This is a genomic window from Microbacterium candidum, from assembly GCF_030315975.1.
Lineage (GTDB): Bacteria > Actinomycetota > Actinomycetes > Actinomycetales > Microbacteriaceae > Microbacterium > Microbacterium candidum.
In genome coordinates, this window is sequence record NZ_JASXSZ010000001.1 from 764,631 (window position 1) to 789,377 (window position 24,747).

At 70.6% G+C, this 24,747-nt stretch carries 21 protein-coding genes; 12 read left to right on the forward strand and 9 right to left on the reverse strand.

Annotated features, from left to right (window positions below):
* The first annotated feature begins 68 nt into the window (after positions 1-68).
* Positions 69-1,823 (forward strand): glycoside hydrolase family 35 protein, encoded by a 1,755-nt coding sequence (locus QSV35_RS03540; protein ID WP_286286754.1) that lies wholly within the window; start codon positions 69-71, stop codon positions 1,821-1,823.
* 5 nt (positions 1,824-1,828) lie between these two features.
* On the opposite strand, the gene QSV35_RS03545 is transcribed toward QSV35_RS03540, so the two are convergent.
* The gene (locus tag QSV35_RS03545; RefSeq protein WP_419956811.1) at positions 1,829-2,854 is read right to left on the reverse strand and encodes a LacI family DNA-binding transcriptional regulator; all 1,026 of its coding nucleotides are present in this window, start codon (positions 2,852-2,854) and stop codon (positions 1,829-1,831) included.
* A 41-nt stretch (positions 2,855-2,895) separates the two neighbouring features.
* Between QSV35_RS03545 and QSV35_RS03550 the strand changes: the two genes are divergently transcribed.
* The gene (locus QSV35_RS03550; protein ID WP_286286758.1) at positions 2,896-5,034 is read left to right on the forward strand and encodes an alpha-galactosidase; all 2,139 of its coding nucleotides are present in this window, start codon (positions 2,896-2,898) and stop codon (positions 5,032-5,034) included.
* A 34-nt stretch (positions 5,035-5,068) separates the two neighbouring features.
* On the opposite strand, the gene QSV35_RS03555 is transcribed toward QSV35_RS03550, so the two are convergent.
* Together QSV35_RS03555 and QSV35_RS03560 are read right to left on the reverse strand one after the other, a co-directional pair.
* The gene (locus QSV35_RS03555; protein ID WP_286286760.1) at positions 5,069-5,464 is read right to left on the reverse strand and encodes a hypothetical protein; all 396 of its coding nucleotides are present in this window, start codon (positions 5,462-5,464) and stop codon (positions 5,069-5,071) included.
* Position 5,465: 1 nt separating this feature from the next.
* Positions 5,466-6,203 (reverse strand): CDP-alcohol phosphatidyltransferase family protein, encoded by a 738-nt coding sequence (locus QSV35_RS03560; RefSeq protein WP_286286762.1) that lies wholly within the window; start codon positions 6,201-6,203, stop codon positions 5,466-5,468.
* Between the two features lie 182 nt (positions 6,204-6,385).
* Between QSV35_RS03560 and QSV35_RS03565 the strand changes: the two genes are divergently transcribed.
* The 9 genes from QSV35_RS03565 (at position 6,386) to QSV35_RS03605 (ending at position 17,634) form a co-directional block, all read left to right on the forward strand.
* On the forward strand, positions 6,386-10,021 hold the full coding sequence (locus tag QSV35_RS03565) for an RICIN domain-containing protein (protein WP_286286764.1): 3,636 nt from the start codon (positions 6,386-6,388) through the stop codon (positions 10,019-10,021).
* Positions 10,022-10,120: 99 nt separating this feature from the next.
* Positions 10,121-11,086 carry a zinc-dependent alcohol dehydrogenase gene (locus QSV35_RS03570; RefSeq protein ID WP_286286767.1) on the forward strand — a complete coding sequence of 322 codons (966 nt, stop codon included), beginning with the start codon at positions 10,121-10,123 and terminating at the stop codon, positions 11,084-11,086.
* Positions 11,083-11,496: a 6-pyruvoyl trahydropterin synthase family protein gene (locus tag QSV35_RS03575; RefSeq protein ID WP_286286769.1), complete on the forward strand. Its 414-nt coding sequence runs from the start codon at positions 11,083-11,085 to the stop codon at positions 11,494-11,496. Before QSV35_RS03570 ends, QSV35_RS03575 begins: the two co-directional genes overlap by 4 nt.
* Positions 11,493-12,470, forward strand: a complete 978-nt coding sequence (locus tag QSV35_RS03580) for a glycosyltransferase family 4 protein (protein ID WP_286286771.1) — start codon at positions 11,493-11,495, stop codon at positions 12,468-12,470. Before QSV35_RS03575 ends, QSV35_RS03580 begins: the two co-directional genes overlap by 4 nt.
* Positions 12,467-13,309, forward strand: a complete 843-nt coding sequence (locus tag QSV35_RS03585; RefSeq protein WP_286286774.1) for an SAM-dependent methyltransferase — start codon at positions 12,467-12,469, stop codon at positions 13,307-13,309. Before QSV35_RS03580 ends, QSV35_RS03585 begins: the two co-directional genes overlap by 4 nt.
* Positions 13,300-14,211: a lysylphosphatidylglycerol synthase transmembrane domain-containing protein gene (locus tag QSV35_RS03590; protein WP_286286777.1), complete on the forward strand. Its 912-nt coding sequence runs from the start codon at positions 13,300-13,302 to the stop codon at positions 14,209-14,211. Before QSV35_RS03585 ends, QSV35_RS03590 begins: the two co-directional genes overlap by 10 nt.
* Positions 14,208-15,287 (forward strand): RibD family protein, encoded by a 1,080-nt coding sequence (locus QSV35_RS03595; RefSeq protein WP_286286780.1) that lies wholly within the window; start codon positions 14,208-14,210, stop codon positions 15,285-15,287. The genes QSV35_RS03590 and QSV35_RS03595 overlap by 4 nt, the downstream gene beginning before the upstream one ends.
* Positions 15,280-16,893 carry an alkaline phosphatase family protein gene (locus QSV35_RS03600; protein ID WP_286286783.1) on the forward strand — a complete coding sequence of 538 codons (1,614 nt, stop codon included), beginning with the start codon at positions 15,280-15,282 and terminating at the stop codon, positions 16,891-16,893. The genes QSV35_RS03595 and QSV35_RS03600 overlap by 8 nt, the downstream gene beginning before the upstream one ends.
* Positions 16,894-16,938: 45 nt before the next feature.
* Entirely contained in the window at positions 16,939-17,634 is a 696-nt protein-coding gene (locus QSV35_RS03605; RefSeq protein WP_286286785.1) for a lipoate--protein ligase family protein, read from the forward strand.
* A 161-nt stretch (positions 17,635-17,795) separates the two neighbouring features.
* On the opposite strand, the gene QSV35_RS03610 is transcribed toward QSV35_RS03605, so the two are convergent.
* A complete protein-coding gene (locus tag QSV35_RS03610; RefSeq protein WP_286286786.1) occupies positions 17,796-18,248 on the reverse strand; it encodes a MarR family winged helix-turn-helix transcriptional regulator in 453 nt (150 codons plus the stop codon).
* Positions 18,249-18,327: 79 nt separating this feature from the next.
* Between QSV35_RS03610 and QSV35_RS03615 the strand changes: the two genes are divergently transcribed.
* Positions 18,328-19,224 carry an alpha/beta fold hydrolase gene (locus QSV35_RS03615; protein WP_286286788.1) on the forward strand — a complete coding sequence of 299 codons (897 nt, stop codon included), beginning with the start codon at positions 18,328-18,330 and terminating at the stop codon, positions 19,222-19,224.
* A gap of 462 nt (positions 19,225-19,686) precedes the next feature.
* On the opposite strand, the gene QSV35_RS03620 is transcribed toward QSV35_RS03615, so the two are convergent.
* The 5 genes from QSV35_RS03620 to QSV35_RS03640 form a co-directional block, all read right to left on the reverse strand.
* On the reverse strand, positions 19,687-20,430 hold the full coding sequence (locus QSV35_RS03620) for an SDR family NAD(P)-dependent oxidoreductase (protein WP_286286790.1): 744 nt from the start codon (positions 20,428-20,430) through the stop codon (positions 19,687-19,689).
* A gap of 10 nt (positions 20,431-20,440) precedes the next feature.
* Positions 20,441-21,205 (reverse strand): SDR family NAD(P)-dependent oxidoreductase, encoded by a 765-nt coding sequence (locus QSV35_RS03625; RefSeq protein WP_286286791.1) that lies wholly within the window; start codon positions 21,203-21,205, stop codon positions 20,441-20,443.
* The gene (locus QSV35_RS03630) at positions 21,202-22,569 is read right to left on the reverse strand and encodes an MFS transporter (protein ID WP_286286793.1); all 1,368 of its coding nucleotides are present in this window, start codon (positions 22,567-22,569) and stop codon (positions 21,202-21,204) included. The genes QSV35_RS03625 and QSV35_RS03630 overlap by 4 nt, the downstream gene beginning before the upstream one ends.
* 107 nt (positions 22,570-22,676) lie before the next feature.
* The gene (locus tag QSV35_RS03635; RefSeq protein WP_286286795.1) at positions 22,677-23,558 is read right to left on the reverse strand and encodes a polysaccharide deacetylase family protein; all 882 of its coding nucleotides are present in this window, start codon (positions 23,556-23,558) and stop codon (positions 22,677-22,679) included.
* A gap of 31 nt (positions 23,559-23,589) precedes the next feature.
* Positions 23,590-24,576: an asparaginase gene (locus tag QSV35_RS03640; protein ID WP_286286797.1), complete on the reverse strand. Its 987-nt coding sequence runs from the start codon at positions 24,574-24,576 to the stop codon at positions 23,590-23,592.
* Positions 24,577-24,747: the final 171 nt, after the last annotated feature.

Consider the following 24,747-nt stretch of genomic DNA (forward strand, 5'->3'; position numbering starts at 1 on the left):
GACCATGGGGCCTGCCCGCGCGGGCAGGCCCCCATGGCGTGCACGGACACCGAACTACGAAAGACGACATGCCTTCCTTCTCCATCGGCACCGACGACTTCCTTCTCGACGGGGAGCCCTTCCAGGTGATCTCCGGCGCGCTGCACTACTTCCGGATCCATCCGGACCAGTGGCGCGACCGGCTCGAGAAGGCGCGGCTCATGGGTCTCAACACGATCGAGACGTATGTCGCGTGGAACCACCACGCGCCGGAGCGCGGGCGGTTCCGCACCGACCGTGGGCTCGATCTCGCGCGGTTCATCGACACGGCGCACGAGCTCGGCCTCCGCGTGATCGTGCGTCCCGGTCCGTACATCTGCGCCGAGTGGTACGACGGCGGGCTTCCTTCGTGGCTTCTCGCGGAGCCGGGCATCCGGCTGCGGTCGAGCGATCCGGCGTACCTCGAGGCGGTCGAGGAGTACCTCGCGCAGGTCTACGAGATCGTCGTGCCGCGGCAGATCACCGCCGGGGGACCAGTGATCCTCGTGCAGATCGAGAACGAGTACGGCGCGTACGGGTCGGATGCGGTGTACCTCCGCCGGCTCGTCGAGGTCACCCGCGCAGCGGGCGTCGTCGTCCCGCTGACGACCGTCGACCAGCCGCTCGACGACATGCTCGAGTACGGATCCGTCGAGGGCGCGCACCTCACGGCATCCTTCGGCTCGCGCGCCGTCGAGCGCCTCGCCGCGCTCCGGCGCCACCAGCCGACCGGGCCGCTCATGTGCTCGGAGTTCTGGTGCGGCTGGTTCGACAGCTGGGGCGACCGCCACCACGTCACGACGGCGGAGGATGCCGCGGCGGAGCTCGATGCTCTGCTGAAGGCCGGCGCGTCCGTCAACATCTACATGTTCCACGGCGGCACGAACTTCGGGTTCACCGCCGGCGCGAACGACAAGGGCATGTTCCGTCCGATCGCGACGTCCTACGACTACGACGCGCCGCTCGCCGAGGACGGCTCGCCGACCGAGAAGTACTGGCGGTTCCGCGAGGTCATTTCGCGCTACGCGCCGGTTCCGGACGAGCGTCCGGCGGAGCGGGTCCCGGCGCCGGTGCTGTCCGCCCCGCTCATGCGCACGGCGCCGCTGTCCGCGGCGCGCCCTGACGCCCATCCCTACGACCGCCTGCCGGATGCCACGGCGTTCGGCTGCCTGTATCCCGTGACGCACTACGAGACGGTCGTCGCGCGCGGCGGGCTGCTCGCGTTCGCCGACGTGCGCGACCGCGCCCATGTCTTCCTCGACGGCGGACCCATCGGGGTGATCGACCGCGAACGCGGCGAGCGGACGATCTCGATCCCGCGGGCGGGACGCGTCTCCCTGCTCGTCGAGCAGTTCGGCGGCGTCGACTACGGCCCCCGCCTGGGTGAGCCGAAGGGACTCATCGGGCCGGTCTCGATCGAGGGACGCGAGCTCGAGGACTGGACCGCCGGCCCGGTCTCGGTGCGGCCCGCAGACCTGCGGGCCGTGCTCGAGCGTGCCGGGGACCCGATCGCACCCGGCGGCTCCGTGAGGGGGCCGGCCATCGCGACCGGTGCGTTCGAACTGTGCGCCGACGCCGTGGTGGACCTGCACCTGGACACCGCCGGGTGGGGCAGCGGCGCCGTGTGGATCAACGGCTTCGCACTGGGCCGCTACTCGACCCGCGGGCCGCAGCACACCCTGTACGTGCCCGCGCCCGTCCTGCGGGCGGGTCAGAACGAGGTCCTCGTCGTGGAGTTCGCGGGCATCGCCGACGCCGTCGTGCGCTTCGCCGCCGCGCCGGACCTCGGGCCCGTCGACATATGACGACCTCAGCCGGGCACAGGCCCCGTGCTGTCGCGCACGACGAGGCTCGTCGCGATGAGCTGCGTCTCGTGGACCACTTCGCGTCCGTGGATGAGCGACAGGAGGATGTCGGTGGCCTTGCGCCCGACGGCGTCGAAGTTCTGGTGCACGGTCGTCAAGGCCGGCCAGAAGGCGATGGCCTCGTCGCTGTCGTCGAAGCCGACGACGCTGATGTCTTCGGGCACGCGCAGGCCGTGCTCGTGGACGGCCTTCAGAAGACCGAGCGCCATCTGGTCGTTCGCGGCGAACACCGCGGTGGGAATCGACCCGGACTGCATGATCGCGCGACCGATGGCGAGCCCCGACTGCGCGGACCAGTCGCCGACGAGCACCTCGCGGTCGCGGAGCCCGCGCTCGACGACCAGGCGACGGTACATGTCCGCCCGTCGCCGCGCGGAGTACGAGGACGCCGGACCGGACACGTGGACGATGTCGCGGTGCCCGAGCCCGATGAGATGCTCGATGGCGAGCGTCGTGCCGCCCTCCTGATCGGTGTCCACGATCGGATACGGCAGGATCGCGTCCGAATCGACGACGACGACAGGGAGCCCCGCGGTGATCGTGAGCTGATCGACGGGACCCACCTCCGCGGACATGACGAGGATGATGCCGTCGACCGCCTGCTCTTCGAGGCGGCTGAACGCGCCGACGACGTCGAGCTGAGTGGGATCCGCGATGGACAGCAGCGTCGTCGTATAGCCGGCGGCACCGGCCGCGCTCGCGACGGCATCCAGGGTGCGCTTGTTGCCCAGTGTGGTGAGGTTGAAGGTGACGAACCCCACACTGCGGAATCGCCCGGACTTGAGGTTGCGCGCCGCGCTGTTCGGCCGGTATCCGAGCGTCCGCATCGCCTCGAGTACCCGCTCCCTCGTCTCCGGAAGCACCCGCGGGTGGGCGTTGGCCACACGCGATACGGTCTGTGCGGACACGCCGGCGAGGGCCGCGACGTCGTTCATCGACGCGCGACCGGCGGCGGTGGGCACGGGATTCATGTCAACGCAAACATTATCCGACGGACCCGAAAGGCCCGAGCATGACCGAGATTCCGGATGCCGTGCACCTGCGAGCGGGCGGGACGAGCGTCGTGGTGCAGACGGATGCGGCGCGCCTGCCCCGCATCCTCCATTGGGGTGAGGATCTCGGCGAGCTGGACGCGTCCGCGCTCGCGGCGATCGTCGTGGCCGCGCAGCCCGCGATCGGCGACAGCGCGGTGACGTACCCGCAGCCTGTGCCGGCGCTCGCGCAGCTCGCGGAAGGCTGGCTCGGCCGCCCTGGACTCGTCGGCGACGGCGCGGGGATGCGGTGGGCATCGCTGTTCTCCGTGGTGGCGGTCGACGTGGTGGACGGCGAGCAGTCGGTGGCCCTGCGCGTCGAGGCGGTCGACCGCGCGTTCGCGCTGTCCCTCAGCTTCGAGCTCGAGGTGCTGCGGGCGAGCGGACTCGTGCGGCAGCGAGCGACGCTGTGCAACCACGGGGACGAGCCGTTCCGGGTCGGCGGGCTGGAGCTTGCGCTGCCGGTGCCGGCGGCGGCCGACGAGCTGCTGGATCTGACGGGCCGCTGGTCGCTCGAGCGGGTGCCGCAGCGGCATCCCTTCCATGTGGGCGAGTGGACACGGGTCTCGCGGGGCGGGAAGCCGGGGCTCGAGCACACCCTGCTCGTCGCGGCGGGTGTTCCGGGGTTCGGGTTCCGGTCGGGCCTGGTGTGGGCGACGCATCTCGGGTGGTCCGGCAACCAGGCGCTCACGGCGGAGCGGATGCCGGCGGGCACGCGCCGGCTCGCGGCATCCGAGGTCCTTCTCGCCGACGAGGTCGTGCTCGACACCGGCCGGACGTACGCGACCGCATGGCAGTACGGCTCGTGGGGCGACGGCCTCGACGAGATGGCCGCCCGGTTCCACCGCCACGTGCGCAGCATCCCCTCGCATCCCTCTCGGCCGCGGCCCGTGATCCTCAATACGTGGGAGGCCGTCTACTTCCGGCAGGACTTCGGGACGCTCGCCGCGCTCGCGGAGTCGGGCGCCGCCGTCGGGGCGGAGCGGTTCGTCGTCGACGACGGCTGGTTCCTCGGACGCCGGGACGACACGTCCTCGCTCGGGGACTGGATCGTCGATCCTGAGATCTGGCCGGACGGACTCGAGCCCCTGGCAGACCGCGTCCGGGAGCTCGGGATGGACTTCGGACTGTGGTTCGAACCCGAGATGGTGAACCTCGACTCCGAGCTCGCGCGCGCGCATCCGGAGTGGATCTTCGACGCCGGCCACGGGCCGGGCCTGCCGTCGCGCCACCAGCACGTGCTCGATCTCGCGCACCCCGGCGCCTACGCGCTCGTGCGCGATCGGATGAGCGACCTCGTCGATCGCCTCGGCATCGCCTACATCAAGTGGGACCACAACCGCTATCTGCTCGACGCCGGGCACACCCCCTCAGGGGGCCCCGGGATGCGGGCGCAGACCCTCGCCGCCTACCGGCTCATGGACGAGCTGCACGAACGCCATCCGGGCCTCGAGATCGAGTCGTGCGCGTCGGGCGGCGGGCGCATCGACCTCGGCGTGCTGGAGCGCACGCAGCGCGTGTGGCCGAGCGACTGCAACGACCCCCACGAACGGCTGGAGATCCAGCGATGGACCGGGATGCTGGTCCCCCCGGAGCGCCAGGGCACGCACATCGGGGCGGAGGAATCGCACACGACGCGGCGCGTGCACCCGCTCGAGTACCGCGCCGAGAAGGCGATCTGGGGCCACCTCGGCATCGAGACGAACCTGCTGGAGGTCGACGAAGAGACGAGAGCGCGGCTCGCCGCCTGGATCGCCTTCCACAAGCAGCACCGTGCGCTGCTGCACTCGGGCTTCGTGGTGCATGCCGACGCCATCGATCCGGCGTGCCGTCTCGAGGGAGTGGTCGCCGCCGATCGCGGCGAGGCGCTGTACGCGTTCTCCGTCACCGAGCGCCCCCGGACGTGGCCCGTCGGTCGCATCGGGCTTCCGGGCCTCGACGACGACCGGCTCTACGCCGTGGCGCTCGTCTCGCCCGACGGCGCGCGCCCGTCCGGCGAACCGGTGCCGTGGCTCGCCGACGGCATCCGCCTTCCCGGTCGCGTGCTGCGGGCCGTGGGTCTCGAGATGCCATCGCTCGACCCCGACCGATCGGTGCTGCTGCACGCCCGCGCGGTCTGACCCCGGAGGCGCCCGTCAGAGCGCCCGCCCGCGCTCAGCTCGCGACGCGGGCGACGCTGGGCCGGCGCAGGAGCGCCATGCACGCGACCGCGAGGATCACGATGCCGATCGACTCGATCACGATCGTCTGCGGGACGAGCGTGAACGTCCACACCTCGTGGATGCCGAAGAGGCCGATCGTGAGCGCGAGCAGCAGCGACACGAGCGTCGCGATGACGAACAGCAGGCTCAGCACGACCGCCCAGCGCAGCAGGACGCCGCGCAGCACCACCATCGCGATCGCCAGCGCGAGGGCGGCGATCGCATTCAGTACGAAGAGGACGCCCAGCACGCCGCCGACCCCGTCGAACACGAGGAAGAGATGGATGCCGCCCACGGTCAGCAGCACCAGGGCGCTGAGGATCCGCATCGTCCACTGGAAACCGCTCATGTCATGCCGCCTTCCCGTCGGTTGACGCCTTGGAGAGAACACGGGTTCGACGCCGCGTGAGTTCAGATCGCGCGAGCCAGATCACATCGCGCCCGAACGACTCGACGAGCAGCGCGAGGGCGATCGCCACGGCGGCGAGGTCGAGGACGGGCGGGAGGATGCCGGCGGCGACGACGATGAGCGCGATGCCGCATACCGCGGTGACGACCTTCCGCCAGTAGCGCGCGGGGAGGAGGGCGCCCATCCACGGCAGCATCCACCCGACGACGACGAACGCGTACCTCATCAGGCCGATCGCCAGCACCCATGCGCCCACGTACCGCACGTCGTAGACGCTCAGGACGAGCAGCAGGAACGCGTCGACCTCCATGTCGAAACGCGCGCCGAGCTCGGTGGCGGTGCCCGTCCGGCGGGCGACGTATCCGTCGACCGCGTCGAGGGCGAGAGCGACGCTCGCGATCGCGACGAACAGGGGTGTGCTGATCGCGTGGGCGAAGGATGCCGCGGCCAGCGCGGTCGCGATTCCGACGAGCGCGGACCGGGTCGCGGTGATGCCGTTGGCGGGGCCGAAGCGCGGGGCGCCCACGAGGCCACGGGTGAGGAGCGCCGACGAGACGACGAGATACGCGAGGCCGGCGACCCATCCGGCCGTGCCGAGCGGCACGACCAGCGTGACGGCGACGAGGCCTGCGCATCCGCCTGCGGCCCACCACCACGGCATCCTCTGCACCTTCGACATGCGCACTCCGGATCCTCTCGGTGACCGTCGATGAGAACACGGGTGGGCACCGTATCCGGGTTCAATTGATCCTTGTCTGCATGTTTCATGTTCGCTAATGTGTGGAATCTGCTTGAAACAAGCAGATTCAATCAATTACAGCGATGATGCTGGGGGTCGTCGCTCTAACCGAGAGGTTCGCGATGACTCGCACGAGTTCTCCTCCAATCGCCCTCAGAGCCGGTGCACGCATCAGATGGTGGGGCGCGATCGCCGCCGCCGCGTGCGTCGCCGGCGTCCTCACGGCCCTGCCCGGCGGCGCGGCTCAGGCGGCCGGCGACCAGTCGCTCGGCACCGCCACCGACGTCCAGCAGGACGGCGACGCGTACACGTTCACGGCCGGCGACGCGCGACTGCGCGTGACGTTCGAGAGCGCCGACGCCGTGCGGGTGGAGCTGGCGCCCACGGGCACGTTCACCGACCCGGCAAACGACAAGCCGAGCAACCCTGCGGACCCGGCGGCGAAGATCGTCGTGGGCGACCTCGGCGGGCACGCGGGCAGCGCGCTCAGCACCACCGCCGACGGCTGGAGCATCGCGACCGCGAAGGCCACGCTGACCGTCGCGAAGTCGCCGCTGACGATGTCGCTGAAGGACAGCAGCGGGAAGACGCTGTGGGCGGAGACCTCGCCGCTCAGCTGGAACGCGAACGGGATGACGCAGCACCTCACCCGCGGCGCCACCGAGCAGTTCTTCGGCGGCGGCATGCAGAACGGCCGCTTCTCCCACCGCGACCAGACGATCAGCATCTCGCGCGACTACAACTGGAACGACGGCGGCAACCCCAACGCAGCCCCCTTCTACCTGTCGAGCAACGGCTACGGCGTGCTGCGCGACACCTTCGCGTCCGGAAGCTACAGCTTCGGCGACCCCGTCGCGACGACGCACGGCGAGCAGCGGTTCGACGCGTACTACTTCGTCGGCGACACGCGTGGGGTGCTCGATGACTACACGAAGCTCACCGGGCGCCCCGCCATGCTGCCGATGTACAGCATGGAGATCGGCGACGCCGACTGCTACCTGCACAACGCCAACCGCGGCGAGCGCCACACGCTGCCCGGTGCGACCGCGATCGCGGACGGCTACCAGCAGAACGGCATGCCGCTCGGCTGGATGCTCGTGAACGACGGCTACGGATGCGGCTACGAGCAGCTGCCCCAGGTGCACGACATGCTGACCTCGCACGACTCGGAGCTCGGGCTCTGGACGCAGAGCGACCTCACCAACCAGCAGTACGAGGTCCAGAGCGGTGTCCGCGTGCGCAAGACCGACGTCGCGTGGGTCGGCCCGGGCTACCGGTTCGCCCTCTCCGCGTGCGAGAAGGCTCAGAAGGGCATCGAGGACAACACCACCGACCGCTCGACCGTCCTCACCATCGAGGGCTGGGCGGGCACGCAGCGCTGCGGCGCCGTGTGGAGCGGCGACCAGTCAGGCAGTTGGGACTACATCCGCTGGCAGATCCCGACTTACGCGGGCACGACGATGTCGGGTCAGCCCAACTCGACGGGCGACATCGACGGCATCTTCGGCGGCAGCGCGGACACCTACACGCGCGACCTGCAGTGGAAGATGTTCCTGCCGACGACCTACGCGATGAGCGGCTGGGCCTCCTCGGACAAGCAGCCGTACCGCTACGGCGAGCCCTACACGACCATCAACCGCGACTACCTGATGCTGCACGAGCGGCTGCTGCCGTACCTGTACACGTATCAGGCGCAGGCCCACGCCACGGGTCTCGGCTCCACGAGGCCGCTGTACGTCGACTACCCGAACGACCCCAACACGTGGGGCGACGCGGTGAAGTACGAGTTCATGGCGGGCGACAGCTTCCTCGTGGCCCCGGTGTACTCGGACACGACCGTGCGCAACGGCATCTACCTGCCCGAGGGCACGTGGGTGGACTACTGGAGCGGCCGCACGTTCACCGGGCCGACGACCGTCGACGGGTACGCGGCGCCGCTCGACCGACTGCCGCTGTTCGTCAAGGCGGGCGCCGTCGTGCCGATGTTCCCGCAGGGGACGACCGACTGGGCCGCCGGCAAGAAGGCCGGACGGCTCGACGTCGACCTCTACCCGAAGGGCACGTCGTCGTTCTCGCTGTACGAGGACGACGGCCGGTCGCAGGCGGGTGAGAACGGCAAGAACGCCACGCAGAAGATCGCCGTCACCGCCCCCGCGGAGGGCAGCGGACAGATCCACGTCTCGGTCGGCGCATTGAAGGGCGACTACGCGGGCAAGCCGGATGCGCGCAGCTACCGGCTGTCGGTGCACACCGACACGCGTCCGTCGACGGTGCGCCTGGCGGGAGCCAAGCTGACGGAGGTGTCGTCGTCGGCGGACCTCGACAAGGGCCCGGGCTACTTCTACGACCAGGCGGCCGGGGTGCTCCGCATCCAGACCGACTCCCGGTCCACGGGCGCGGAGTTCGCGGTCGACATCACCGGGTCTACCGCCGTCGGCGGTGTGCACCCGGAGAACCGGGCGGTGGATGCGGCCGTGTCCGTCGACGCGCTGAGCATGGCGGGCGGCAGCGCGAACGCCACCGTCACGGCGACCAACCACACCGGTGCGGATCTGAAGGTCACCTCGACGGCGCTCCAGCTCCCGCAGGGCTGGACGGCGACGGCGACCGGCGCGACGACGAACACCCTCGTGCCGGATGGGGCGACGTTCACGGTGCCGTTCACGGTGTCGGTGCCCGCGTCGGCGGCGCCGGGCGCCCAGACGGTGACCGCGCAGGTCGGATACACGGTCCGCTCGGCGTCGTGGACGGTCGGCGCGCAGGCGCAGACCACGGTCGCCTACGCGAGCCTGAACGCCGCGTTCAACAACAACGGCATCAGCACGGCGGACGCCCCTGCCACGGCGAACATCGACGGCGGGGGGTCGAGCTTCATCGCCGACCGCCTGGCGGCGGCGGGAGCCGGGCGCGGCGCGACGGTCACGGCGAACGGATTCTCGTTCACGATGCCGGACGTCGCAGCGGGGAACCCGGACAACGTCGCCGGCGGCGCCCGCACGGTGCCGGTGAGCGGTCAGGGCAACGCCCTGGCGGTGCTCGGCACGGGGACGAGCGGTTCGGCGACGGATGCGGTGACGGTGCACTACGCGGACGGCTCCACGAGCGCCGGCACCCTCGGCATGCCGAACTGGTGCTGCCTCGCGACCAACGCGTACGGCGCGAAGATCGCGGTCGTCACGAAGGGCAAGAACACCCCGACAGGGCCGGCTTACCCGACGACGGAGTACCGCCTGTACACGAACACCGTGCAGATCGACCCGGACAAGAAGGTCATCGCGGTGACGCTGCCCGGCAACGCATCCGTGCACGTGTTCGCGCTGACCGTCGGAACCCAGGTGATCATCCCGCCGCCGATCGCGGATGGGCAGTACGCCCTGACCGTCGGCTCCGGCGGCGTGCTGACGGCACCGGGAACGAATGCCGCGCAGTTGACGGTCGCACCGGCGGCCGCGGGCGACGCGAGCCAGAAGTGGGTGGTGACGCGGCTCGGCGGCAGCGAGTACACCGTCAAGAACGCCTCGAGCGGCTACTGCGTCGACGTGTTCTACAGCTCGAAGAGCGAAGGGGCAGTCGTCGGGCAGTACACCTGCGGCGGCACGGACAACCAGACGTGGGTGCTGTCGAAGAACGCCGACGGCACGCTCAAGCTCGCGAACAAGAACTCCGGGCTGAGCCTCACGGCAGACGCCGGCGGGCTGGTCGTGCAGCGCACGGACACCGGGGCCACGAGCCAGCGGTGGACGGCGAGCGCCAACTGACGCGGTTGCACGCATGACGGCGGGGCGATCCGAGGAATCGGGTCGCCCCGTCGACGCGTGTCGGGTGAACCAACGCGCGGCGGGCTCCGTGTTTCCCGCATGGCGCTGCGCGTAGAGGACCGGGATGCCGTCGCCCTGTGGACGACCGCGCCCGGCGTCGGTGCGCTGCAGGCCGAGGAGCTCCCCGAGCCGCAGCCGGGTGAGGCGCTCGTCGAGACCCTCTGGACCGGCGTCAGCCGCGGCACGGAGACGATCGTGGCGCGCGGGGAGGTGCCCGACGGTGAGAAGGACCGGATGCGGGCCCCCTTCCAGGCGGGCGACTTCCCCTTCCCGGTGAAGTACGGGTATCTCGCCGTCGGCGAGAGCGCGGGCCGCATGGTGTTCGCGCTGCATCCCCATCAGTCCCGCTTCGTCGTTCCCGAGACGGCCCTCGTCCCGGTGCCCGCCGGTGTTCCGGCACGTCGCGCCGTGCTCGCGGGTGCGGTCGAGACCGCCGTCAACGTCCTGTGGGACGCGCGTCCGCTCGTCGGCGACCGGATCGCGATCGTCGGCGCGGGCATGATCGGCGGCGCCATCGCGGCGGTGGCGCGCCGCATCCCCGGAGTCTCCGTCACGCTCGTCGACGTCGACGACGGCAAGCGCGCCGTCGCGGACGCACTCGGGGTGCGGTTCGGGGATTCCGCCGACCCCGACATCGTGATCGAGGCGAGCGGACAGGCGGCAGGGCTCCAGCAGGCGCTGCGCCTCGCACCCGACGACGGCGAGGTCGTCGTCGCGAGCTGGTATGGCAGTCGAGCCGTGCCGGTCGAGCTCGGCGGCGACTTCCACTCGCGGCGCCTGACGATCCGCTCCTCGCAGGTCGGGGTGGTCGCCGTCGCCCGCCGCGCGAGGACGACGACCCGCGAGCGGCTCACCCTCGCGCTGCGACTCCTCGAGGATACGGACTTCGATGCCCTCCTCGGCGGGACGACCCCGTGGATGCAGGCTCCCGACGTCGTCGCCGCGCTCGCGGCCGGCACCGCCGACGACCTGTGCCACACGATCGATTGGAGCGACCCGACGTGAGCTTCTCGGTGACCGTCCGCGACCACCTCATGGTCGCCCACAGCCTGCGCGGCGAGGTGTTCGGGCCCGCGCAGCGGCTGCACGGCGCGACCTATGTCGTCGACGCGACGTTCCGCGCCGCCGACCTCGATGAGGACGGGGTCGTCGTCGACATCGGCTGGGCGACAGCCGAGCTCGGGCGCATCGTGGGGTCGCTGTCGTACCGGAACCTCGACGAGGAGCCTGACCTGCAGGGGGTCAACACGACCACCGAGCGCCTGTGCCAGATCATCGGCGACAGGCTCGCCGCATCCGTCCCCGCGAGCGTCACCGGGATCGCCGTGACGCTCCACGAGTCGCACATCGCGTGGGCGTCGTACGAGGTGGCGGTCGGGTCGACGGGGCACGGGCATCCGGGGGTGGCGCTATGAGGCACGTCATATTCGTCGTTCCGGAGGGGATGGATGACCCGCTGCGCGTCAGCGGAGGCAACGTGTACGACCGGGAGGTCCGCGACGGCCTGCGTCGCCGCGGCTGGACCGTGGACGTCCGCGAGGTCGCGCCGGGGGGCGTCGCGACCGCGTTCGCGGACGCGACCGGGCTCGTGCTCGTCGATGGCCTCTGCGCCGCAGGGGCGCCGGAGGCGGTCGAGGATGCGGCGGGCCCGGTCGTGGTCCTCGCGCACATGGTCACCGCATCCTTCCCCGGCGTGACGTCCGCCGCGATCGAGGCCGAGCGCCGCGCTCTCGCCGCCGCGCACCGCGTGATCGCGACGAGCCGGTGGACCGCCGCCGAACTCGAGCGGAGCGGCATCCCCGCCGCGCGGGTCGCCGTCGCGCCGCCGGGAACGCACGCGGCCTCCCTCGCCGCCGCGCAGGGTCGCGAGCTCCTGTGCGTGGGCGTCATCGCTCCCCACAAAGGACAGGACGTGCTGCTCGACGCCCTCGCGGAACTGCGCGGGGACGACTGGACGTGCGTGCTCGTCGGCTCGCCCGCGCCGGCTCCCGCGTTCGCCCGGCAGATCGCCCGCGATGCCTCCGCTTTCGGGGGGCGGGTCCGCATGACGGGCGTCCTCACCGGCGCCGCGCTCGCGGACGAGTACGCGCGCAGCGCCGTCGTGGTCGCGCCGTCGCGCGTGGAGAGTGCGGGCATGGCGATCGCCGATGCGCGCGCCCGCGGCATCCCCGTCATCGCGGCCGACGTCGGCGGCATCGCGGACACGGTCTCCGGCGGCGGTGCGATCCTCGTCCGCCCCGGCGATCCGGCGGCGCTCGCGCACGCGCTGGGGGAGTGGATGACGGACCCCGCTCTGCGCGACCGTCTGCGCCGCGAAGCGGCAGGCGTCCGGGCCGCGCTGCCGAGCTGGGACGACACGATCGACCTCATCGAGGCGGCGCTGTCATGACCGCCCTTCCCGCACCCGATCCGCAGGTCGCCGACGGGACCGGCGTGGCCCCGAGCGGCCCGCATCCGCGGACGGCCACCCCGGACTGGCTCGCCCTGCGGGCCGGCGCCGACGACCGCGCCCGCTCGAGCCGGCTGGCCGCGCGATTGAGCGAGCGGCTGCCGGAGGCAGGCGCCCTCACCCTGCACGACCTCGGATCCGGAACGGGCGCGATGGTCCGCTGGCTGGCACCGCAGCTGCCGGGACCGCAGGAGTGGGTGCTGCATGACGGGGATCCCGGCATCCTCCTGCACGCGGACCTGGCCGGCGTCCGCGACCGCGACGGGCGCCCGATCGCCGTCGACACGCGGATCGGACCGCTCGGCGCACTCGAGCCCGACGCCTTCGCGGGAGCATCCGCACTCACCGCTTCCGCGCTCCTCGACGTGCTCACCCGCGCGGACGCGGAACGGATCGTCGCCGCGTGCGTCGCGGCCGGCATGCCGGCGCTCTTCAGTCTGACCGTGGTGGGGTCGGTAGTGCTCGCCCCGCCGACCCCGTTCGATGCCGAGCTCGCGGCCGCCTTCGACGACCATCAGCGCCGCGACGGGCGTCTCGGTCCGGATGCCGTCCCCTTCATCTCCGAGCTGTTCGCAGCCGCAGGCTGGAACGTGCAGACGGACGACACCCCGTGGCGACTCGGACACGAGGATGAGCCGCTCATCGCGGAATGGCTCGACGGGTGGCTGGATGCGGCGGTCGAACAGCGCCCCGAGCTGGCGGACGCGGCCCGTGCGCGGCGGGACTCCGGTGTCCTGTGCGTGATCGTCGGACACGAGGACGTCCTGGCATGGCCGTGAACCGGGCGGTCCGCATCACCGCGACACTGGTCGTCGTGGCGGCGACGGTCGTCGCGGTCGGGGTGGGGCCGTTTCTGAAGGGCATCGCGTCCCTCACGCCGCTGTCCATCGCGCTCGCGTTCGTCCTCGCGGCGATCGCGACCGTCGCGGCGGCCTGGCGTTGGCGCGTCGTGTCGCGCTCGCTCGGGCTTCCCCTTCCGTGGGGCTCCGCCGTCGGCGCCTACTACCGGTCGCAGTTCCTCAACACGGTGCTGCCCGGCGGAGTGCTCGGCGATGTCCATCGTGCCTATGCCCACGGGCGGCCTGAGGGCCGGGTCGGGGACGCCGCCCGCGCGGTGGCCGCCGAACGCGTCGCGGGGCAGATCGTGCAGTGCACGGTGACCGTCGCGATCCTCCTCCCGCTCGGGCTCGCCGTGTCTCTCGCACCGGTGCTCGCCGTGGGCGCCGTCATCGTCGCGGCGCTCGTCGGCCTCTTCGCGATCCCGCGAGCCCGCCGCATCCTGAGGCGAGAGCTCGGGATGCTGCGCCCCCTCCTCGCGCGCCCGCGCGCGCTGTTCGCGGTGGTCGCCGCATCCGTCCTGGTCCTGGGCGCACACGTCACGCTCTTCGTCGTGGCCGGGTACGCGGTGGGCGTTCCGGCCGGTCCGCGCGAGCTCTCGCTCATGGCGCTCGTGGTGCTCGCGGCCGCGACGATCCCGCTGAACGTCGGCGGGTGGGGCCCGCGCGAGGCGGCGAGCGCGGCGGCGTTCGCGATCGCGGGTCTCGGCGGAGGGGCCGGCGTCTCCGTCTCCACCGCCTACGGAGTGCTGGCGATGGCGGCACTGGCGCCCGGCGCGGTCATCCTGCTGGCGGACCGCATCCGCGGTCGTGTCCGCGCCCCGCACGAGAGGACGCCGGCATGATCCCGGAGACCGCAGGCGCACCCGGTGTCGAACGCCGGCCTCGCGTGGATCGCCCCTATGTGACCGTCAGCAGTGCGATGTCGATCGACGGCTACCTCGACAGCGCGGGGCCCGAGCGCCTCACGATGTCGAACGCGGCCGACTTCGATCGCGTCGACGAGGTGCGGGCGCGCAGCGACGCGATTCTCGTGGGTGCGACGACCGTGCGGCGGGACGACCCGCGACTGCTCGTGAGGGATGCGACGCGCCGCCGCGACCGCATCGCGGCCGGCCTCGCCGGCTCGCCGGTCAAGGTGACGGTCACCGCGAGCGGACGCCTCTCGCCGCACGCGGCCTTCTTCACGACCGGCGACGGACCGCGGCTCGTCTACTGCCCGGCGGGTGTCGAAGCGCGGCTGCGCACGGCGCTCGGCGACCGCGCCACGGTCGTCGGCATGGGCGATGACTGCGTCGACATGGCCCGGCTCGTCGACGACCTCGGTGACCGCGGAGTGCGCCGGCTGATGGTCGAGGGCGGCGGACACGTGCTCACGCAGTTCCTCGCCGCGGACCTCGTCGACGAGCTCCACCTGGTCGTCGCGCCGTTCTTCGTCGGGGACGCCGACGCGCCGCGGTTCGTCCGGCCCGCGCGCTTCCCGTGGACCGCTTCCCGTCGGGCGACCCTCGCCTCGAGCGAGCAGATCGGGGATGTGGTCCTGCTCCGCTACGCGCTCTCCGACCGCTTCGACCCCGACGTCCCGGGATCGGCTCGCGACGTTTCGTCTCGGTCGTTCCTCCCTCCCTCAACGACCGACACGGAGACACCTGCCCGCGGGTCGTTGAGCGAGCGAAGCGAGTCGAAACGCGGTGAGACTCCGGGATCGGCTGGCGACGTTTCGTCTCGGTCGTTCCTCCCTCGCTCAACGGCCGAAACGGAGATACCTGCCCGCGGGTCGTTGAGCGAGCGAAGCGAGTCGAAACGCGGTGACGTTCCGGGATCGGCTCGCGACGTTTCGTCTCGGTCGTTCCTCCCTCGCTCAACGACCGACATGGAGCCTGCCTCGAGCGAGTCGAAACGCGGTGAGGGCGGTGCCTGACGTCCCGCGGCGCTCCGCGACCACCCTCGTCCTCGCGGTGCTCGCGCTGGTCGTCGTGCCGCTCGTCCCGGGCGCACTCTCGAGCGGCTCGCTCACGGGGTTCGTGCGGATCCCGGTCGAGTCGCTCCTCGTCCTCCTCGTGCTCGCTCTGCTGCCGTGGCGTCCCGCGCGCATCGCGGTCGCATCGATCTTCGGCGCCGCGGTCGTCGCCGCGATCCTCCTCGCCGCCATCGACCGCGGCTACGAGTCGGCACTCTCGATCCGGTTCGATCCCGCCGACGGGCAGCAGCTGATCTCCGCGTTCGGGCTCGTGTCCGACGCGCTCGGCGCACCGACAGCCATCGCGGTGGTGGTCCTCGTCGCGGCGCTCGCGGCAGGGACGGCCGCACTCCTCGCGTGGTCCGCCTTGCGGGTGGATGCCGGCATCCGTCGCCACGTGCGTGCCGGAACCGCCGCTCTCACCGGGGTTGCAACGGTCTGGATCGTGTCGGCGCTCGTCGGAACCACGACGACTGCGACGCCGGTCGCCGCCGCCGCATCCGCCGACGCGATCGGGTCCGCGGTCTCCCTCGCCTCCGCCGGCGCGACCGCGCAGGCACGGCTCGTCGCGCAGGCCGCGGACGACCCTTATGCGCGCGCGCCCGCATCCGATCTCCTCACCGCCCTGCGGGGCAAGGATGTCGTCTTCGTCTTCATCGAGAGCTATGGGCGCTCCGCCGTCGAGGGCTCCAGCTTCGCGCCGGGCGTCGACGCCGTCCTGCGGCAGGGGACGGCCGACCTCGCTGCGCAGGGATACGCGAGCGAGAGCGCGTGGATGACGTCGCCGACGTTCGGGGGCATCAGCTGGCTGGCGCACTCGACGCTCCAGACGGGACTGTGGATCGACACCCAGTCGTCGTACGACACGATCGTCGGCACGCAGCGCTTCACGCTCAGCGACGCGTTCCGCACTGCGGGCTGGCGGACGGTGAGCGATGTTCCGCGCGACACCGGGCCGTGGGCGGACGGTGTGTCGTTCTATCACTACGGTTCGTTCCTGGATGCGCGGAACTCGGGATACCGCGGGCCGAGCTTCGGGTACGCCCGCATCCCGGACCAGTACACGCTGAAGGCGTTCGCCGATCGGGAGCTCGCGTCCGGGCACACGCCGGTGATGGCCGAGATCGACCTGCTCTCGTCACACACTCCGTTCGCGCCGCTGCCGCAGCTCGAGCCGTGGGACGCGATCGGCGACGGATCGGTGTATGCGGGGCAGCCGGCGCAGGGCGATCAGCCCGCGGCGGTGTGGGAGCACACCGAGTCGATCCGCACGGCGTACGGGCAGGCCATCCAGTACTCCGTCGGTTCGCTGCTGTCGTTCCTTCAGAACGTCGACGATCCGAACCTCGTCGTCGTCGCCCTCGGCGACCACCAGCCGTCGACGATCGTCAGCGGCTCGGCTGCGAACCACGACGTGCCGGTCAGCATCATCGCGCGGGATCCTGCTGTCCTGAAGCCGATCTCCGGCTGGCACTGGCAAGCGGGCCTGGAGCCCGGCGCCGCAGCGCCGACGTGGCGGATGGATGTCTTCCGCGACCGTTTCCTCGCGGCCTTCGGCCCGCAGTAGTCGTTTCCGAGAGCGGATGCGGCCGCGTGCCGCGAGAATGATCGCGTGACCGCGAACCCTGAAGCCCGGCTCGAACGCCTGCCGGGCCTCGTGATCCGGCAGGATGCCGCAGGTCCCGACGACCTCGAGGAGTCGGTGCGGCTGCTGCGGGCCGTGGCATCGGGCGGGATCGCCGAAGACCGCGTGCTGCGGCTCTACGCTCCGGTGCCGACGCTCGCGATGACGAGGCGTGAGAGCCGCATGCCGGGCTACCCGGTCGCGGTCGCGGCTGCCGAGCGGCTCGGCTTCGCACCGGCGATCCGCCCGACCGGCGGGCGCGCGGTCGCGTACGACGAGTCGTGCCTCGTCTTCGACCTCGTCGACCGCGTGCACGACACCCTCGACCCCGGGCACTTCTTCGCGAGCGCCGGCAACACGATCGCCGACGCGCTGCGCGAGCTCGGCGTCGACGCGCGGCTCGGCGAGGTGCCGGGGGAGTACTGCCCGGGCGAGTACAGCATCAACGCGCGCGGCGTCGTGAAGCTGATCGGCACGTCGCAGCGCGCGATCCGCGGCGCGCGGCTGCTCAGCGGAATGCTCGCTTTCGGTCCCGTCGACCGCTTCGTCGGCGTGCTGACCGAGGCGAATGCGGCACTCGATCTCAAGTGGGATCCGGCGACGTTCGGCTCGATGCTCGTCGAGGGTCCCGGCATCCCGCGCTCAGCCGTCGCGGACGCGCTGTCCGCCGCCCTCGTGGCCTGACGTCACCCCTCGCCCCCTCCCGCTCGCACGCCGAGACATGGGGTTCGCGCCGAGACAGGGCGCAGAACGCCCGGTCTCGCCGCGAACGCCCTGTCTCGACACGACTGCTGTGTCTCGCCGGGAGTCGTGACGTGCGTCTCGCGGTGAACGTCGGGCTGGCGTCAGGGCAGCTCGTCGATCGCCTGCTCCGTGAGCGCGATCGAGCGCTCGGTGTAGTCGACGAGGAACGCGAGCTGCTCGGTCGTCAGTGACTGGTGCAGTTCCCGGAAGGCTTCGCCGATCCCCTGGTAGACGTTCGCACCGGACGCGATCGTGGCGAAGTCGGCGACCACCACTACGCGGCGCCGGTCGCCGGCATCCGCCTCGCGCTTCGCGAGCCCGCGCTTGACGAGCCGGTCGACGACGCCCGTGACCGCGCCCGACGTGAGCGACAGCGCTGTGCCGAGCTGCCCCGCCGTCTGCGCACCGCCGCGCATGAGCACGTCGAGGGCCTTCATGTCGGTGACGCCCAGGCCATAGCTCGCGGCGGCCTTCTGCTGGAACAGCGCCGTCATCGTCGCCGAACGCGCGCCGAGGTCGCCGAGCCGGGTGATCAGCTCCTCGCGATCCGCCATGGGAATTGCCTCTTCCATTTCTCTCAGTAAGTAAGTATCTTAGTACCTAAGATAAATCTCGCTCCAGAAAGGGATCGACATGTCCTTCACCGGAACGACGGATGTCGCGGCGTCCGTCCTCACCTCACACCTCACCACCTCGACCGACGGCACGCCGATCGAGTACTTCAGCACCGGAGCCGGCCCCGGCATCGTGATCGTACACGGCACGATGCAGTCGGCCGCCAGCCAGAGCGAGCTCGCCGGGCTCCTCGCCGGCTCGCACACCGTGCACCTCGTGAACCGCCGCGGACGCGGTCGCAGCGGCGCCTACCCGGCGATCGGCGACTACGACCCGGCGATCGAGGTCGACGACATGGCAGCGGTCGTCCGCGCGACGGGCGCGGGCGCTGTCCTCGGCATCAGCTCCGGTGGGATCATCGCCGCCGAGCTCGGGCTGCGCGACCCGAACCTCGCCGTCGCCCTGTTCGAGCCGGCGCTCGTCGCCGACGGGTCGCTCGACCTCGACGGCTTCCTCGCCGAGTTCCGGCCCGAGGTCGCGCGCGGCGATGTGCCCGCCTACATGGTCACCGCCCTCCTCGGCACGCAGATGGGTCCCGGTTTCCTGCGGTTCTTCCCACGGCGCATGCTCGAGTCCAGCACCCGCAAGATGATGGCGAAGGATGCGGGTCCCCTGCCGGTCGGGGGCGCGACCATGGCCGAGCTCGCCGCGGACGTGCCGTACGACATGGAGATCGTCGCCCGGTACGCCGACCGGATCGACCGCTACCGGATGCTCGAGGGCAAGACGCTCCTCATCTCCGCCGAGAAGTCGCCGGCATACCTGCGCCACGCGGTCGCGCGGCTGCGCGAGCTGCTCCCCGGCGCCGAGTCGGCGAGCATCGCCCGCGCCGGCCACTCCGCGACGCAGAACCGCAAGGAGCAGGGACGGCCGGAGGATGTGGCATCGGTCCTCCGCGCATGGCTCGCGCTGTGACCAACGGTCGACATCAGGCTCCAGCGGCACTCGCGGGCGCCGGCGTCGCCCGGGTGAGCTCGACGCAGATGAGCTCCGCGACGGACTCGATGATCCACCGATGGCGAGCATCGGGATGGACGAGGCGCCCGCACCCAGCGCAGTGCGAGCTTCCCGCCACGGACGGCGGCATATCTCGGTGCCCTCGAGCGGCGTCTGCGAGGACATGCATCCGCGACGTGAGGTCAGGTCCCGGATCGCGTCGGCGCATCGCATCAGCGATCTCACGAGCCAGCGAGGTCGCCCCGCGGTGCACGGCGGCCCGTCCGCCCCGCGTGGTCGTCGTCCACCCGGCCGGACTCGCGGAGACCGAGAGTCCGGCCGGGAGGGCGTCGGCGAACCGCGCGACGACTGTGCGTGCGTAGCCGCCGGACAACGCGGCCGTCAGCCGGTCGTCGAAGGAGACTCCGCACGCCCCGCACATCAGGGCATCACGTCCCCGCTGTTGGGTCCCAGTACCTGGCCAACATAGAGGTTGCCGCCGGGATCGGATGCCAGCAGCACCGCGGTCGGCGCGACTTCGTCGACGCGACCGAACCTGCCGAGCGGGAGCTCGGTGCGCTTGACTGCCTTCCAGTCCTCGCTGATTCCGTCGACCAGTGGCGTCTCGATCGGCCCTGGGGCGATCGCGTTGACGAGCACGCCGCTGCGCGACACCTCCAGCGCCAGCGACTTGGTCAGGGCGATCACCCCGGCCTTCGCGGCAGAGTAGTGCGCGAGCCCTATTCCTCCCTTGATCGCCAGTTGCGATGCGACGTTGATGATGCGCCCGTCGCTCCGGCGGAGCATGCTCGGCAGCACGGCTCGGTTCAGCAGGAAGACGCTCGTCAGATCGACGGCGATCGTCTGGTCCCACGTGGCGAGGCTCATCTCATGAAGCGGAGCCTCCGTCAGGATGCCGTGCGAGGTCACCAACGTGTCGATGCGCCCGAGCGTCTCCTCCGCCCTGGCCGTGCCCGCTGCAACGGCTTCTTCGTCGGTCGCGTCGAACGACACCGACCCGGCGGCACCGATCTCGCGTGCGACGTCGTCGACGGCGGGGTTCCGGTCGGCGAGCACGACCGATGCTCCCTCCGTGATGAAGAGTCGGGCGATTCCGAGCCCGATGCCGCTCGCGGCCCCGGTCACGAGTGCCGTGCGGCCGGCCAGCGTTCCGCTGTTCGTCATGCCGCCTCCCTCAATCCCGCATCGCGACGGTCAGCGCGCCGTCGACGGTGAGGGCTTGGCCGCTCACGTAGGCGGAGGCATCCGAGCTGAAGAACTCAATGACCGACGCCACCTCCTCGGCCGTCCCGACTCGTCCCCACGGGATGTAGTCGCCGGCTTGACGCAGCCCGTCGGCGCCGAGCGAGTTGACGCCGTCCAGGGACTGTGGTGTCTCGATGAGGCCGGGGATGATCGCATTCGCACGGACTCCGCGGCGGCCGTATTCGACGGCGATGCTGCGGATGAGGCCGAGGACCCCGGCCTTCGCCGCCGCATAGTGCGCATGCTCCTGCCAGCCGTAGACACCGCCTGCGATCGACGAGATCGCCGTGATGGAACCGCCGCGGCCGAGGTGCGGCGCCGCGGCACGCGCCATCCTCATCACACCGTGCAGATCGACCTGAAGGACCTCCTCCCACTGCGCGTCCGTCATGCTCTCGAACGGAGCGCGGCGCAGGATTCCGGCGCCTGCGATCACGTGATCGACCCGGCCGAAAGCGCGTACCGCCTCCTCGACGAACTGCTCGACAGAGTCGGTGCGGCTCACATCGAGATCGACGACGAGGCCCTCACCGCCTACGGCATGAACCCGCTCGAGTGTGAGGCCGGCATCGTGCGGATCTCCCGGGAACCGCCCGATGACCACCCGGTCGCCACGCGCGGCGAGCCGCTCTGCGGTCGCGCGCCCGATTCCGGAGGCTCCTCCGCTGATGATAGAGACCGATGCGCCCGTCATGAGCCGGCACCCTCCAGGGCTTCGGCGACCGGAACGCCGGCGGTCTTGGGTGTCACGGAGCGGGCGGCGAGCATGATGAAACCGGAGACGAGCGTGCCGATCGCCCCCACCCAGAGAGCCGCGGTCGCGAACGGGATCGCGGCGGCCGTCATCGCGGTGAGGATGAATCCGCCGATGATCGCGCCCGGCTGGCTCATCGCGCCGATGAAGGTGCTGCCCGTCGCACGGCAGTCGACGTCGAAGCACTCGGCCTGGAAGAACATGATCGCCGCGTACGGGCCGAGCAGGAAGAACAGACCCGCCATGTAGGTCACGAGGACGAAGACGGGCTGGCTCGGCCCGAGCATGAGGGCACCGAAGCAGATTCCGCCGAGGATCCACCCGCCGACGATGACCTTCTTGCGCCCGATGCGGTCCCCGAGCCAACCGTGGGTCAGGTAGCCGAGCGCGGCGACGATGTTCGAGATGACGACCAGGATCAGTGCGTTGGAGGCCTCGATGCCCTTTCCTGTCTGCAGCACAGTGGTGCCGAGCACGGAGAACGTCTGGATGCCGAACCAGTTCACGAGCCAGGCGGCTGAGAGCACCAAGGTGTTCCGCAGGTGCTTGCCCTGGAAGATGCGCTTGAGCGGCGCGGCGGAGTGCTCGTCGAGACCCAGTGCTCGTGCCAGCGCGGCTGCGCCCTCGGCATCGCCGCTCTTGCGGAGGAGGCGCACCCGGTGCTGGGCCTCGAACTGGGGGCTCTCGCGCAGGCGACGGCAGATGAGCGCGACGATGAGCGCCGGGATGGTCGCGAGGAGGAAGGCGATCCGCCAGCTGTCGACACCGAAGATCGCGATGATGATCGCGACGAAGCCTGCCGCAAGCATCGCGCCGAGAGGCCAGCCGGTCTGCACCATCGAGTAGACGAAGCCTTGGTTGCGCTTGATCTTCTCGTCCTCGGTGCGCTCGTAGAGCTCGTTCAGGTACGTGGCGTTGATCGACTGCTCGGCGAGGCCGAGACCGCTGATGGAGCGGACGCCGACGAGATATGCGCCGGACATCGTCAGCGCCGTCGCCGCTGATGACAAAGCCGTCCCGGTGACGGAGATGATCATTCCCTTGCGTCGGCCGAGTCGATCGACGAGCGGACCGACGAAGATCACGACGATGAACGTTCCGACGCTCACCAACGTCGAGATGAGGAGTGCATAGCTGGTGTCCCAGCCGAAGCTCTTCGCGATATCCGGCAGCAGGGTGCCGAACATGATGAAGTCGTAGACGGCGATCGCCCACGCGAAGAAGGCGATCGACGTCGCCCGCCTCGTCTCTTTCACGCCGACGGTGCGCATGCCCGTCGCGTCTCGTTCAGATGTCGTGCTCATGATGACTCCTTTGTGTCATTAGCTCGGTCGTTCGGGTGAAGGCTCGGTCGAGGGGATGCGAAAGGGGATGCGGGCCGCCGTCTCCGCGGCGGCCCACGCGCGCTCCGTCAGGCGGTGCGCGGGAACCGGGTCTGGAAGTCCTGGGCGATCTCGTCGAAAGTCGCCCACCGCACACCGGAGTGCTTGTTGATGTGCTCGATGAGGCGTTCCAGCATCAGGAGCACCTGGGGGCGCCCCGAGACATCCGGGTGGACGGTGAAAGTGAAGACCCCGTAGTCCATCTCGCGATACACCCAGTCGAACTGGTCGCGCCACATCTCTTCGAGGTGCCGGGGGTTCACGAAGCCATGGCTGTTCGGGCTCGACTTGATGAACATCATCGGGGGCAGGTCGTCCAGGTACCAGCTCGCCGGGATCTCGACGAGGTCGGTCTCCCGGCCCCGCACCAGCGGCTTCATCCACTCCGCCGCGGGACGGTCATAGTCGATGTTGGTCCAGCTGTCGCCGACGCGCACGTAGTAGGGGACGAAGTCGCGGTGCATGAGGGAGTGGTCGTAGCGGATGCCGCGTTCCACGAGCAGTTCGTTCGTCACTGGGGAGAACTCCCACCAGGGGGCCACGTATCCGCTCGGGCGGCGTCCGGCTCGGCGCTCGATGAGATCGATGCAGTGATCGAGGATGTCCGACTCCTGCTGACGAGACATGGCGATCGGATTCTCGTGGCTGTAACCATGCACGCCGATCTCGAACCCGGCATCGACGACCTGGTCGAACTGCTGCGGGAACGTCTCGATGGAGTGGCCAGGCCAGAACCAGGTCGCCGGCAGCTCATTGCGGCGCATCAGCTCGGCCAGCCGAGGGACTCCGACCTCGCCGGCGAAGATGCCACGGGAGATGTCCCCGGGAGAATTCTCTCCGCCGTAGGAGCCGAGCCATCCTCCGACGGCATCGACGTCGATGCCGAATGACACGAAGATCTCTTTCGCCATGATTGCTTCCTTTCTGTGGGGGTGGATGCGGTCAGACCGCTGCGCAGTACTCCGACAGGAGCTCTGCTGCTCTTCTCGGGGTGTGGTGTTCGAGCAGGAGTGCCAGCAGGATCCTTCCCTGCACGCACGAGAGCGTTCCGAGCGAGACGGCACCGGCGGCGAGCGCGTCGACGGCGCCGCCGCCGCCGTACAAGGGCACGACCGGCCCCTGGGAGACCCGGGTACCGAGCGCAACGACGACTCCGGCCGCGACGGCGTCGGCGACCGCGGCGACCAGATCCGTGTTCAGGTTGCCGGCCCCCGTGCCGGCCAGGACGATTCCGCGGGCGCCGGATTCCACCGCTCGACGGAACGCGTGATCTCCCGACCCGAGATGACAGTGGAGGATCTCGACCGGGACGTCGCCGAACGTCGGTCCCGGCATCGGCAGCACGGAGGTACGTGCGGGGCGCGCCGTCAGATGGACGACGCCGCAGATCACTCGGCCGATCGGGCCGCCATCGCGCGAGGAGAAGGGGTCGGGCGCGAGCGTGTCGGCCTTCTGGACGCCCCGTGAGCCGAAGATCCGGCCCGCGAAGGTCAGCAGGACACCGAGCGAGCGAGCGGCCGGAGCGGATGCCACAGCGATGGCATCCCGAAGGTTCGCGGGGCCGTCGCTGTCGGGGCGGTCGGCGCTGAGTTGGGCGCCCGTGAAGACGACGGGGCGAGGATCATCGTGGACGAGGTCGACGAGGAAGGCGCACTCCTCGACCGTGTCGGTGCCATGCGTGACCACCACGCCGTCGACATCAGCTCGATCGAGCTGTGTGCGGATGGCTTCGGCGAGCGTTCGCACGTCGGCCAGTGTGATGTTGAACGAGTTCTTGCGGAGGACGTCCACGGCCTCGACCGTCGATGCCTGCGATGAGTCGAGGGCGGCGCCAAGCAGCGCCACGGCGCCGTCAGTGGCCACCGACCCGGCCGCACCACTCCGCGAGGAGATGGTTCCGCCGGTGGCGAGGACAACGATGTGCGCCATTGCGACCTTCCTGGATTGCGGATCCGAGCTCGCTGTGAGCCGTGACCCGACCCTCAGTGTGCACCACTCAATCGTTTACGTCAATCGATTGACGCGATCGATTGAGGAGAACGATTGAGGGAAAATGCGACCTTCCGCGAGGGCTGCCCTTCGAGGGCTGCGAGATCCCTT